This window comes from Streptomyces sp. NPDC040432, from assembly GCF_055595445.1.
The window spans coordinates 22,800-35,426 of record NZ_JBVIVP010000018.1; the positions used below are offsets into that span (position 1 = coordinate 22,800).

Here is a 12,627-nt window from a genome sequence, read left to right on the forward strand (position 1 = left end):
AACGGTCGCCGGGGGCCTCCGGGGGGCACGAATGCGAGGCGGAGCGGGTCAGTCGTGCGGGGTGGACTCCGCCGCCTGATCCAGTCGGAACGCCTCGTTGCCGAGACCGATCCGGGCGTGCGTCTCGGGGCGGCGGGACTTCAGGTACAGGCCGTGGGCCAGGCCCGCCAGGGCCGCGACGGCGATGATCGCGGGCAGCGCCCAGCTGAGCGCGGAGCCCTTCTCGGCGCCGACCAGGACGGCGAAGTCCTTGACCGTGTAGAGGGCGATGCCGACCAGGGCCAGTCCGGCGAGCCCCGCCGCGACGAGCCGCCAGACCTGGGCGCCGGCGGTGCCGCGGCGGACGAAGAAGGCTATGACGGCGAAGGAGGACGCGGCCATGAGGACGGTCACCCCGAGGGCGCCGACGCTGCCCATCCACGTGAACAGGTGGAGGACGGGAGCGGTCGGGTCGCCCGTCGGAAGGTCGTCGGTGAGCGCGAAGGCCACGACGACGAGGGCGGCGACGCCGGTCTGGAGGAGGGAGCCCGTGGCCGGGGCGCCGGTGCCGGGGTTGGTGCGGCCGAAGCGGGCCGGGAGCAGGCCCTCGCGGCCCATGGCGAAGGCGTAGCGGGCGACGACGTTGTGGAAGCTCAGCATCGCCGCGAACATGCCCGTGACGAAGAGCACGTGCAGGACGTCGGTGAAGCCGGCGCCGAGCCGGGTCTCGGTCAGCTCGAAGAGCAGGCCGGGGCCGGAGGACGCGGCGGCGTCGGTGATCGCGGCGGGGCCGGTGGCGACGGTCAGCGCCCAGGCGCTGAAGGCGAAGAAGAGGGCGACGAAGCCGACGCCGAGGAACATCACGCGGGAGACGACGATGTGCGGCTTGCTGGTCTCCTCGGCGTACACCGGGGACTGCTCGAAGCCGACGAAGGCCGCGATGCAGAAGCACAGGGCGGTGCCGAGACCGGCGCCGGAGAGGGTGCTCGGGTCGAAGGCACTGAGGGACAGGCCCTCGGGTCCGGGCTTGCCGAGCGCGGCCACGTCGAAGATGACGACGAGGACGCACTCGATGAGGAGCAGGACTCCGAGCACCTTGGCGTTCAGGTCGATCTTCAGCCAGCCGAGCGCGCCGGTGGCGGCGACGGCGAGCAGGGCCGGGATCCACCAGGCGACCTCGGTGTCGAGGTAGGTCGCGAAGAGGCCGGAGATCTCGAAGCCGAGGATGCCGTAGACGCCGACCTGCATGGCGCTGTACGCGACGAGGGCGACGAGGGAGGCGCAGGCTCCGGCGGTGGGGCCGAGGCCGCGGGCGATGTAGGCGTAGAAGGCACCGGCGTTGTGGACGTGCCGGCTCATCTCGGCGTAGCCGATGCTGAAGAGGGCGAGGACGACGCCGAGGATCACGAAGAGCAGCGGCTGTCCGACGATGCCCATGACCCCGAAGATCGTGGGCATGACGCCGGCGACGACCATCAGGGGCGCGCTGGCCGCGAGTACGGAGAGCAGCAGCCCGGCGGTGCCGAGGCGGTCCGCGCGCAGGGCGCGGTCCTGGCCCTTGTACGTGCGTATCTCGGTCGGTTCGCTGAGCGTGGTGGATCTGCCCGTCGGCATGGCGGGGTTTCCTTCCGGGAGCAGGGGCGGGAGCGGTCTGCGGGGACGGTCGGTGGGGCGCCGGCGCTAGGCGGTGCCGAGCGCGACGCTGCGCGCGGCGAGGAAGGCCTTGTGCGGGTCCCGGTCGGGGTAGGACCAGGGAGCCGGGGTGGCGTGGGCGCCGATGCGGTGGAAGAGGGCGGCCGCCTCGGCGGAGCGGCCCTCGCAGAGTTTGGCGTGGGCCAGGAAGTTGAGGTCGACCCTGTTGCGGGGGTGGTCCTCGCGCTCCCACTCCAGCCACCAGTCGAAGGCGGAGCGCAGCACGGTGCGGGCGCGGCGGCCGGACCAGTGCTCGGCTGCGGCCCCGGGGGCGGTGCGGCCCTGGGCCGCGGCGAGGACCCGGTAGCGCTCGGCGTGGGCGATGACGGGGAGCACGGCGAGCGGTGAGTCCGCCGGGGACTCCTCGGCGGCCCAGGCGGCGAAGTCGTAGACCTCGTGGAGGGGGTCCTGGCCGGTGGCGGGGGTCCGCTCGGCGAGCCGGGCGACCATCAGGTGGTGGGCGTGGTGGTGCTCGCGGTGGCGGGCCCGGACCTGGTCGAAGTGCCGGCTGAATTCCTCCTCGGTGCCGAAGGCCCCGGAGAGCATGAGCAGGCCCAGCCAGGGGGTGGGGTCGGCGGGGAGCAGGACCGCGGCGCGGCGGCAGGCCTCGTCGGCGGCTTCGGGGGTGCCCTTGTGTCGCAGGGCCGTGAAGACGCTGGCGCAGGCGAGGAGGGTGGCCGCGTCGGCGCTGTCGGGTTCGGCGAGCAGCCATTCGCGGGCCCAGGCGGTGGCGGCCGGGGTCTCGGCCAGGACGACGACGCGGTGGCCGCGGCGGTCCCAGTCGTCACCGGTGCCCACCAGGAGGGCGCGGACCCGGGACCATCGGCCTTGCGCGAACTGGGTGCGCACGTCGACGAGTTCGGTGTCGCACAGGGCCGGGTCGAAGAGCTGCGCGTCGCGTTTGCGGGCGCGGCCGAGGGGCGGCGGAGGCGGGGACATCCGCGGGTTCCCTCCAGGGCGCGGGCGCGGGTGGACGACGTGCGCGGAAGCGCACGGGGTGGTGAACGGTGCGGTGGTGCGGGTTGGATCATGCCGGTGAGGACTCGGATGATCACATACAGCTAAGCGGTACGCACAGCTCCACGTCAAGGTCCAGTCCACTGCGTGGCGGGTTTCAACTGGTGCTCATGAGACCCCAGTTGGGGCGGCCGGAATATCGTTCGGAGCGGCTCGGGGCGACGCATAGGGTGGGCGCATGGCATCTCCCGACGATCTCCCTCCCTACCTCCTCGGTTTCCCCGGTCCCTTGCGCGACCGGCTGGTCGCGGCGGTGCTGAGCGGCGCGAAGACCAGTACCACCGGCCTCCTCGCGGAGTACGAGGCCGAGGGCGAACCGCTGCCGGCGCCGGGTGACCGGGCCGTCCTCGTCGACTCGGACGAGGCGGGTCTGGCCGTGGTCGAGGTCACCGGCGTGGAGGTGTTGCGGCTGGCGGACGTACCCCTGCGGCACGCCCTCGACGAGGGTGAGGGGTACGGGTCGGTGGCCGAATGGCGCACGGCGCACGAGGGCTTCTGGCACTCCGAGCCGGTGCGCGCGGTGCTCGGCGACCCGGGGTACACGGTCGACGACGACACGCTGGTCGTCGCGGAGCGGTTCCGGGTCACCGAACGGCTCGTCCGGGACCTCCGGCCGGCGGCGGCGGGGGGGTAGGGGTTCCCCGGGTCACCCCACCGCCTTCGCCGCGGCGCGACCCGCGGCGCGGCCCGAGAAGATGCAGCCGCCGAGGAAGGTGCCCTCCAGGGCGCGGTAGCCGTGCACTCCCCCGCCGCCGAAGCCGGCCGCCTCGCCGGCCGCGTACACCCCGGGGAGCGGGTCACCGGCGGGGGTCAGGACGCGCGAGGACAAGTCGGTCTCCAGGCCGCCGAGCGACTTGCGGGTCAGGATCGAGAGCCGGACGGCGATCAGCGGGCCCGCCGCGGGGTCCAGGATCCGGTGCGGGGCGACGGTGCGGATCAGCTTGTCGCCGAGGTACCGGCGGGCGCCGTGGATCGCCGTGACCTGGAGGTCCTTGGTGAAGGGGTTGGCGATCTCCCGGTCGCGGGCCACCAGCTCGCGCCGGACGGTGGTCTCGTCGAGCAGGTCCTCCTTGGTGACGGCGTTCATGCCGCGCACCAGGGCCGACAGGTCCCGCTCCACGACGAAGTCGGCGCCGTTGTCCATGAAGGCCTTCACGGGGCCGGGTACGGCTTGGCGGGCGCGGGTGATGACGTCACGGACGGACTTGCCGGTGAGGTCCGGATTCTGCTCGGAGCCGGAGAGGGCGAACTCCTTGCCGATGATGCGCTCGTTGAGGACGAACCAGGTGTGGTCGTGGCCGGTCCGCATGATGTGTTCGAGGGTGCCGAGGGTGTCGAAGCCCGGGAAGAGCGGTACGGGCAGTCGTCGGCCGGTGGCGTCCAGCCACAGCGAGGACGGGCCGGGCAGGATCCGGATGCCGTGGCGGGACCAGATCGGGTTCCAGTTCTCGATGCCCTCGGTGTAGTGCCACATCCGGTCCTTGTTGATGTGGCTGGCGCCGGCGTCCTCGGTGATCCCGAGCATCAGCCCGTCCACGTGGGCGGGCACACCGGAGAGCATCCGCTCGGGCGGGGTGCCGAGGCGGGCGGGCCACTGCCGGCGGACGAGGTCGTGGTTGCCGCCGATGCCCCCGCTGGTCACGATCACCGCCTGGGCCCGCAGGCTGAAGGCGCCGGCGGTCTCGCGGCTGCTCGCGGTGCCCCGTTCGGCGTCCGAGGGGGCCAGGACCTCCCCCGTGACGGTGTCGACGACGCCGGCGGTCGAGGCGAGGCCGGTGACGCGGTGACGGAACGCGAGACGGACGAGCCCGCGGGCGACCCCGGCGCGGACCCGCCGCTCGAAGGGGGCGACCAGTCCCGGGCCGGTGCCCCAGGTGATGTGGAAGCGGGGGACGGAGTTCCCGTGGCCGTTGGCGTCGTAGCCGCCGCGCTCCGCCCAGCCGACGACGGGAAAGAAGCGGACGCCCTGGGCGTGCAGCCAGGGTCGCTTCTCTCCCGCCGCGAAGTCGACGTACGCCTCGGCCCAGCGGCGCGGCCAGGCGTCCTCCTCCCGGTCGAACCCGGCCGTGCCGAGCCAGTCCTGGAGGGCGAGTTCGTGGGTGTCCTTGATGCGCATGCGGCGCTGCTCGGGAGAGTCCACGAAGAACAGGCCGCCGAAGGACCAGTGGGCCTGGCCGCCCATCGACCGCTCGGGTTCCTGGTCGACGAGGATGACCTTCCGGCCCGCGTCGACGAGCTCGGCGGTGGCCACGAGGCCGGCGAGCCCCGCTCCGATCACGATCACGTCAGCGTCGTACGTCATGCGTTGCCCGTCCTCCGGAGTCGGTGGTGGGGCAGATCCTTGGCTACGGAGCGGTAACCAGTCAACAGCGGTGGTTGGATGGATCCCGTGAATGCCGGTGATGAAGTACTGGACGTGGTGGACCGGGACGACCGGGTCACCGGGCGGGCCCCACGGGGCGAGGTGTATGCCCGGGGGCTGATCCACCGGTGCGCGTTCGTCCGGGTGACGGACGCTCGGGGGCGGGTCTTCGTGCACCGCCGGACCGCGTCGAAGCTGGTCTTCCCCTCGTACTACGACATGTTCGTGGGCGGGGTGCTGGGCGCCGGGGAGGACTACGCGGAGGCCGCGCTGCGGGAGGCCGAGGAGGAGCTGGGGGTGCGGGGGCTGGAACCGCCGGCGCCGCTGTTCAAGTTCCTGTACGAGGGTCCGGGCGGGGCCTGGTGGTCCTCGGTGTACGAGGTGCGCTGCGAGCTGCCGGTGTCCCCGCAGGTCTCGGAGGTGGACTGGCACGACTGGCTCGCTCCCGACGAACTGGAGCGGCGCGTCGCGGACACCCGGTGGCCCTGGGTGCCGGACGGGCTGGAGGCGTACCGGCGGCTGCGGGAGTTCCGGGGGCCGCGCCAGTAGATTGGTCGGGTGATCGACTTCGTCAAGGACGTGCGCCTCTGGTTCGCACCATCGCGGCTGAGGGACGAGGGCGAGACCCCCGACTACCGCTTCTCGCTGGCCAACGAGCGGACCTTCCTGGCCTGGGTCCGCACCGCGCTGGCCCTGGTGGGCGGCGGGTTCGCGGTGGACCAGTTCCTGCCCGACCTGCGGTGGGGGGTACGCGTCGGGATGGCCTTCGCGCTGCTGGCGGTGGGCGCGGCGTGCGCCCTGCGCGCGGTGAACCACTGGACGCGGTGCGAGCGGGCGATGCGGCGGGGCGAGGACCTGCCGCTGTCGCGGTTCCCCGTGGTGCTGAGCCTGTGCGTCGGGCTGGTCGCGGTGGTGATGGTCGCCGTCGTCCTGCTGGGCTGGACGACGGGGCGGTGAGCGTTTCCGGGGAGGTCCGTGACGCGGGGCTGCAACCGGAGCGGACCCGGCTCGCGTGGCGGCGTACGACGCTGGCCTGCTCCGTAGTGGCGGTGCTCGCCGTGCGGCAGGCGCTGCGGGGGACGGGCAGTTCGACCGAGGTGGCCGGGGCGGCGGTGACCGTCCTGATCTGGGTCGCCTTCCTGTGGGTGGCGCACCGGCGGATGCGGGAGCTGGCGGCTGTCCGCCCCCGGGGTCTGGCGCCGCGGGCCGCCCTCGGGTTGGTGGCGTGCACGGTGGCGCTGGCGGTACTCGCCGTCGCGGTGATCCTCTGAGCGGTACGGGTGGCCCCGCGGCGCTTCCGTTGCCTGTGCGGCTGCCGCTGCCGGTGCCCGCGCTTGTGCCTGTGCCCGTTCCCGTTCCCGTGCGGGTGCCCGCGCCCGCCCCGCACGCGGCCGCGACACGAAGCGGCACACACCGGGTGTTCCGGGGCGAATCGCACTAGCCTCTGCGCCATGACGACCCTGCACCACGAACACCCGACGCACGAGCACACCCACGGCCCGGCCTGCGGTCACCAGGCGGTCTCGCACGGCGACCACGTCGATTACGCGCACGACGGGCACCTGCACCGGGAGCACTCCGGCCACTGGGACGAGTGCGAGCCCTCGGGGCACACCACGCACGAGGCCCACCCGCACGCGCACGGATCGGGCTGCGGGCACGACGCGGTCCCCCACGGCGACCACTTGGACTACCTGCACGACGGGCACCGGCACGCCGAGCACGAGGGCCACTACGACGACCACTGACCCTGCCACCCGGCACCCGCCCTCCCCGTGCGGGGCGCCGGGTGGCAGGATGCCGACGGACCGTCACAGCGACCCGGGGAGAGTCCGGATGTCCGTCGAAGAGCTCGTCGAGGAGCCGTACCTCGTCCAACCCGCGCCCGGCGTGTACGCCTACGTCCAGCCGGACGGCGGCTGGTGCCTGAACAACGCGGGATTCGTGACGGACGGCGGACGGACCCTGCTCGTCGACACGGCCGCCACGGAACGACGGTCCCTGGCCCTGCGCCGGGCCGTCCTCGCGGCCGGGGCGCCGCTGCCCCGGACGGTGGTGAACACCCACCACCACGGCGACCACACCTACGGCAACGACGTCTTCGCCCCCGGGGCGGTGATCGTCGGGCACGAGGCCGCGCGGACCGAGCAGCTCGCCGCCGGGCACCAGCTGGAGATGATCTGGCCCGCGACGGACTTCGGCAAGGTCGAGATCACCCCGCCCGACCTGACGTACGTCGACCGACTGACCCTGCACGTCGGCGGCATCGAGGTGCGGGTGCTCCACCCCGGCGTCGCGCACACCACCGGGGACTCGGTCGTGTGGCTGCCCCGGCAGAAGGTCGTGTTCACGGGCGACCTGGTCTTCGCCGGCGGTACGCCGTTCCTGGCGATGGGCTCGCTGTCGGGCTCGCTGCGCGCGCTGGAGCGGCTGCGGGAGTTGGGCGCGCGGACCGTCGTCCCGGGCCACGGGCCGCTGACCGACCCGTCGGCGTACGAGTCCACGGAGCGGTACCTGCGCTACGTGGGCGAGCTCGCCCGGGAGGGCCGGGCGCGGGGACTGACCCCGCTGGAGACGGCGGGCCGGGCCGACCTGGGCGAGTTCGCCGCCTGGCGGGAGAGCGAGCGGCTCGTGGCGAACGTCCACCGGGCGTACGCGGAGCTGGCCGGGGAGCCGGAGGGGGCGCCGCTGGACATCCTGGCGGTGCTGCGGGACATGACGGTGATGAACGGCGGGACGCCGATCCTGTGCCACGCGTGAGCTGAGCACGCGCGTCATACGCGTGCCGAGTACGTGGGGCACGCGGGGGACGGGCGCGGCGGCGGCGCCCCGGACGGGCCGGTCCGTGCGGCCGGACGGGGTTTCCCACGGCCATGCTCTGGACGGCATACCGACTGGTCGGCATGATGGCTCCCGGATGTTCAGCCCGTTGCCGTCCACTCCGTACGGAGGTGCCCACCATGACCCCAGCCCCGGACCATCCGCGAGGCCTCGACCTGGAAAGGCTGCGCGACCGCCTCGACGCCGATCTGCCCGGCCTCGTGTCCGGTCCGCTGAGCGGCCGACTGATCGAGGGCGGCCGCTCGAACCTGACGTACGTGGTCACCGACGGCGTCGGCCAGTGGGTGGTGCGCCGCCCGCCGCTCGGCCACGTCCTGGCGACCGCGCACGACATGCGGCGCGAACACCGGGTGATCGCGGCCCTCCACGGGACGGCCGTGCCGGTGCCGGAGCCCCTGCTGCTCTGCGAGGACGGGTCCGTGCAGGGGGCGCCGTTCTACGTGATGGAGTTCGTGGACGGCGTCCCCTACCGGACGGCCGACCAGCTCGCCGGGATCGGGCCCGAGCGCACCCGGCGGGCGGTGCTCGGCCTGGTGGACACCCTCGTCGACCTGCACGCGGTCGATCCGGAAGCGGTGGGGCTGGGCGACTTCGGCCGGCCCGACGGCTTCCTGGAACGACAGTTGCGGCGCTGGGGCAAGCAGCTCGCGGCTTCCCGGGGGCGGGAGCTCGCCGGGATCGGTGAGTTGCACGACACCCTGGGCCGGACCCTGCCCCGCTCCCCCGCGCCGACGGTGGTGCACGGGGACTTCCGGCTGGACAACGTGCTGATCGGCGGGCCGGACGACACCATCAGGGCGGTGCTGGACTGGGAGATGTCCACGCTGGGCGACCCGTTGACCGACCTCGGGCTGCTGGTGATGTACAGCTCCGACCTGGGCCTCGTCGATTCCCCGGTCAGCACCACGAGCCGGGCCCCGGGGCATCCGGCGCCCGCCGAGCTGATCGAGCGCTACGCCGTCCGCTCCGGGCGGGACACCGGTGCCATCGCCTGGTACACGGCCTTCGCCTGGTTCAAGCTCGCGGTGATCCTCGAAGGCATCCACTACCGCTACACGCTCGGGCAGACCGTCGGTGCGGGCTTCGACCGGATCGGCGAGCTGGTCCCGGTCTTCATCGAGCACGGCCTGACCACACTCGAAGAACTTCAGAAGGGCTGAGGACTCCCCATGGACTTCGCATACGACACCCGGACCGAGGAACTCCGCGAGCGACTGCTCGCGTTCATGGAGGAGTACGTGTACCCGGCGGAGGCAGTCGCCGCCGAGCAGCGCGCACGGCTGGCCTCACCCTGGGACACCCCGGCCGTCTTCGGTGAACTGAAGGCCGAGGCGCGCCGGCAGGGCCTGTGGAACCTGTTCTTCGTGGACCAGCACGGCGGACCGGGCACCGGGTACGGCGCCGGTCTGACCAACCTCCAGTACGCCCCGCTGGCGGAGATCACCGGCCGCAGTCCGCACCTGGCGCCGATGGCGACGAACTGCGCGGCCCCGGACACCGGGAACATGGAGCTGCTCGCGCAGTTCGGGGACGAGGCGCAGCGGAAGCAGTGGCTGGAGCCGCTGCTGGCGGGCGAGATCCGCTCCGCGTTCGCGATGACCGAGCCCGAGGTCGCCTCGTCGGACGCGACGAACGTCGAGACGCGGATCGAGCGGGTGGGTGACGAGTACGTCGTCACCGGACGCAAGTGGTACATCTCCGGGGCGATGAACCCGGATTGCAAGGTCTTCATCGTGATGGGCAAGACCGACCCGGAGGGCGCCGATCCGCGCCGCCAGCAGTCCATGGTCCTGGTGCCGCGCGACACCCCGGGAGTGGAGGTCCGCCGGGCGATGAAGGTGTACGGGTACGAGGACCACGATCACGGCGGGCACGCCGAGGTGGTCTTCGACGGGGCCCGGGTCCCGGTGGGGAACCTGGTCGGCGAGGAGGGCGGCGGTTTCGCCATCGCGCAGGCCCGCCTCGGCCCGGGGCGGATCCACCACTGCATGCGATTGATCGGCATGGCGGAGCGTGCCATCGAGTTGATGTGCCGGCGCGCGGTGGGACGTACCGCCTTCGGCAAGGAGTTGGCCGCCCAGGGGGTCGTGCAGGGCTGGATCGCGGACGCGCGGGTCGCCGTCGAGCAGTTGCGGCTGCTGGTGCTGAAGACGGCGTGGCTGATGGACACGGTGGGCAACCGGGGGGCGCACACGGAGATCCAGGCCATCAAGATCGCGACCCCGCGCACGGTCGTGGGGATCCTGGACCGGGCGGTGCAGCTGCACGGCGCGGGTGGTGTGAGTCAGGACTTCCCGCTGGCCGAACTGTGGGCCGCGGCAAGGACCTTGCAGCTGGCCGACGGGCCCGACGAGGTGCACCAGCGCTCGTTGGCGCGCCGGGAGCTGAGGAAGTACGCGGGCGGCCGACCCTGAAAGTGGGGCATTCGTGCGGGAGTTCGGGTGAACGTGTGTGCACGGTGAAGGCGATGCGGGGGGCCTTTTAAGAAACCTTGTTGAATAAGGCTGAAAGGCAGGGGCGATCTTGATTTGCGCCTGTCAATCGGAACAGGGTTCTCCAGAAGGTTCGACGCCCCACACGTCACCCACGAGGAGAACCCTCCACATGGCAACTCACAAGCGTTCGCGCGGTTTCCGTTACGCGGCCATCGGTGCGGGAGCCGCCACCGCGGCCGCCGTGACCCTGATCGCCACCCCCTTCGCGGGGGCGGCGGCGCCGGCCGAGGGCACGGTCTACGGACTGGGCGCCCCCGGTGCGATCAGCGGAAGCTACGTCGTCATCCTGGACGAATCCGCGGACAAGGCGAAGCTCGCCAACAAGTACGGAGGCGAACTGCAACGCAGTTACGGCTCCCAGGTCAACGGCTTCTCGGCCTCCGGGCTGAGCGAGACCGAGGCCAAGCGGCTCGCGGCGGACCCTGCCGTCGGCAAGGTCGTGCAGAACAAGAAGTTCACCATCAAGGCCAGTCAGCCCAACCCGCCGTCCTGGGGGCTGGACCGCATCGACCAGACCGCGAAGGAAGGTGACAAGAAGTACGACTACCCGGACAAGGCCGGTGAAGGGGTCACGGCGTACGTCATCGACACCGGCATACGCGTGACGCACGAGGACTTCGGCGGTCGTGCCACGCACGGCTTCGACGCCGTCGACAACGACGACAGCGCCGACGACGGCAACGGCCACGGCACGCACGTCGCCGGCACGGTCGCGGGGACCGCGCACGGCGTCGCCAAGAAGGCGAAGCTGGTGGCGGTGCGGGTGCTGGACGACAACGGCTCGGGCACCACCGAGCAGGTCGTCGCCGGCATCGACTGGGTCACCAAGAACCACTCCGGCCCCTCCGTCGCCAACATGAGCCTGGGCGGCGGCGCCGACGAGGCGCTCGACGAGGCGGTGCGGCGTGCCGTTGCCGCGGGCGTCACCTTCTCGGTCGCGGCGGGCAACGAGTCGAGCGACGCGGGTCAGGGTTCGCCCTCCCGGGTCACGGAGGCCCTGACCGTGGCGTCGAGCACCATCGACGACGCGCAGTCCGACTTCTCCAACTTCGGCTCCGTGGTGGACCTCTACGCTCCCGGCTCGGACATCACCTCGGCCTGGAACGACAGCGACACCGGCACGAAGACCATCTCCGGCACCTCGATGGCCGCCCCGCACGTGGCGGGCGCCGCAGCCCTCTACCTGTCCGGGCACCCGGACTCGACCCCGGCGCAGACCGCGGCGGCCCTGACCGCGGCGGCGACCGCGGGAGCGGTCACCAACCCCTCGACCGGCACGGCGAACAAGCTGCTGAAGGTCGCCCCGTAACGGGTGACCCGACGTACCGGACGCACCGGGCACAGTCGATGAACCGGACCGGCCCGTCCTCCTGCCGCCCCCACCAGGGGCGCGCCGGGGGGCGGGCCGGTCCGTCGTGCGGGGCGCCTCCGCCGGGCGGGACCCCTCGACCGACCCGGCCGATCGGCCCCTTCGGGACGGGACCTCGGCCCTGCCGGGTCCCGGTCGAACCGGTCGGAGGGGTCCCGCACGGTGGGCTATATTCGGAACATCCCCCCACCGAAGGTGCATATCGCCATGCCCAGTTCCACCCTGACCCCGGCCGCCCCCGCCCCGGCCGGCACGACCGCCCCGCGGATCACCGCCCCGCAGGCCGCCCCGCGAGAGCCGGCGCCCCGCGTCGCCAACCCGGGCCCGCTGGGCCTGGCCGCGTTCGCGCTGACCACCTTCGTGCTCAGCCTCTTCAACTCCGGCCTGATCGCGGACACGGCACTGAGCGCGGTCGTCCTGCCGCTCGCCCTCTTCTACGGGGGCCTCGCGCAGTTCGTCGCCGGCGCGATGGAGTTCCGCCGCGGCAACACCTTCGCCACCACGGCGTTCGTCTCCTACGGCGCGTTCTGGATGTCCTTCGCGGGGTACGTGAAGTTCGTCGTCCCGACCCTGCCCGCCGGCCAGGCCCACATCGCGACCGGCTGGTTCCTCATCGCCTGGTTCGTCTTCACCGCCTACATGGCCGTCGCCGCCCTGAAGCTGGACCTGGCGCACCGACTGCTCTTCACCGTGCTCGCCCTGACCTTCCTCTTCCTGGCCCTGGGCGACCTCACCGAGGTCACCGCCCTCGGCCACGTCGGCGGCTTCCTCGGACTGCTGTGCGCGGGCATCGCCTGGTACGTCTCCTTCGCCGTGGTGGCCGAGGAGACCTGGGGCCGCAAGGTCCTCCCGCTGGGCTGAGGTCCCGGGGA

13 protein-coding genes are annotated in these 12,627 nt (G+C 72.5%); 10 read left to right on the top strand and 3 right to left on the bottom strand.

Annotated features, from left to right (window positions below; translation table 11 throughout):
• Positions 1-48: 48 nt before the first annotated feature.
• Positions 49-1,593 (bottom strand): APC family permease, encoded by a 1,545-nt coding sequence (locus tag ACZ58N_RS28835; RefSeq protein WP_471165552.1) that lies wholly within the window; start codon positions 1,591-1,593, stop codon positions 49-51.
• 66 nt (positions 1,594-1,659) lie between these two features.
• The gene (locus ACZ58N_RS28840) at positions 1,660-2,610 is read right to left on the bottom strand and encodes a hypothetical protein (protein ID WP_471165555.1); all 951 of its coding nucleotides are present in this window, start codon (positions 2,608-2,610) and stop codon (positions 1,660-1,662) included.
• A 256-nt stretch (positions 2,611-2,866) separates the two neighbouring features.
• Here ACZ58N_RS28840 and ACZ58N_RS28845 point away from each other — a divergent pair, with 256 nt between their 5' ends.
• Positions 2,867-3,322: an ASCH domain-containing protein gene (locus tag ACZ58N_RS28845; protein ID WP_471165557.1), complete on the top strand. Its 456-nt coding sequence runs from the start codon at positions 2,867-2,869 to the stop codon at positions 3,320-3,322.
• A 12-nt stretch (positions 3,323-3,334) separates the two neighbouring features.
• Here ACZ58N_RS28845 and ACZ58N_RS28850 read toward each other — a convergent pair whose 3' ends face one another.
• The gene (locus ACZ58N_RS28850) at positions 3,335-4,990 is read right to left on the bottom strand and encodes an FAD-binding dehydrogenase (protein WP_471165559.1); all 1,656 of its coding nucleotides are present in this window, start codon (positions 4,988-4,990) and stop codon (positions 3,335-3,337) included.
• A gap of 78 nt (positions 4,991-5,068) precedes the next feature.
• Here ACZ58N_RS28850 and ACZ58N_RS28855 point away from each other — a divergent pair, with 78 nt between their 5' ends.
• From ACZ58N_RS28855 to ACZ58N_RS28895, 9 genes are all read left to right on the top strand, one after another.
• Positions 5,069-5,599 (top strand): NUDIX domain-containing protein, encoded by a 531-nt coding sequence (locus ACZ58N_RS28855; protein ID WP_471165561.1) that lies wholly within the window; start codon positions 5,069-5,071, stop codon positions 5,597-5,599.
• A 9-nt stretch (positions 5,600-5,608) separates the two neighbouring features.
• Complete coding sequence (locus ACZ58N_RS28860; RefSeq protein ID WP_471165564.1) at positions 5,609-6,007, top strand: YidH family protein; 399 nt, start codon at positions 5,609-5,611, stop codon at positions 6,005-6,007.
• On the top strand, positions 6,004-6,321 hold the full coding sequence (locus ACZ58N_RS28865; RefSeq protein WP_471165567.1) for a DUF202 domain-containing protein: 318 nt from the start codon (positions 6,004-6,006) through the stop codon (positions 6,319-6,321). Before ACZ58N_RS28860 ends, ACZ58N_RS28865 begins: the two co-directional genes overlap by 4 nt.
• Positions 6,322-6,501: 180 nt before the next feature.
• Positions 6,502-6,798 (top strand): hypothetical protein, encoded by a 297-nt coding sequence (locus ACZ58N_RS28870; RefSeq protein ID WP_471165570.1) that lies wholly within the window; start codon positions 6,502-6,504, stop codon positions 6,796-6,798.
• A gap of 88 nt (positions 6,799-6,886) precedes the next feature.
• Positions 6,887-7,810 (top strand): MBL fold metallo-hydrolase, encoded by a 924-nt coding sequence (locus tag ACZ58N_RS28875; protein ID WP_471165573.1) that lies wholly within the window; start codon positions 6,887-6,889, stop codon positions 7,808-7,810.
• Positions 7,811-8,010: 200 nt separating this feature from the next.
• Positions 8,011-9,051 carry a phosphotransferase family protein gene (locus ACZ58N_RS28880; RefSeq protein ID WP_471165575.1) on the top strand — a complete coding sequence of 347 codons (1,041 nt, stop codon included), beginning with the start codon at positions 8,011-8,013 and terminating at the stop codon, positions 9,049-9,051.
• A 9-nt stretch (positions 9,052-9,060) separates the two neighbouring features.
• Positions 9,061-10,305 (top strand): acyl-CoA dehydrogenase family protein, encoded by a 1,245-nt coding sequence (locus ACZ58N_RS28885; RefSeq protein WP_471165578.1) that lies wholly within the window; start codon positions 9,061-9,063, stop codon positions 10,303-10,305.
• Between the two features lie 190 nt (positions 10,306-10,495).
• Positions 10,496-11,695, top strand: a complete 1,200-nt coding sequence (locus tag ACZ58N_RS28890; RefSeq protein ID WP_471165581.1) for a S8 family peptidase — start codon at positions 10,496-10,498, stop codon at positions 11,693-11,695.
• Positions 11,696-11,962: 267 nt separating this feature from the next.
• Complete coding sequence (locus tag ACZ58N_RS28895; protein ID WP_471165583.1) at positions 11,963-12,616, top strand: acetate uptake transporter; 654 nt, start codon at positions 11,963-11,965, stop codon at positions 12,614-12,616.
• Positions 12,617-12,627 lie beyond the last annotated feature (11 nt).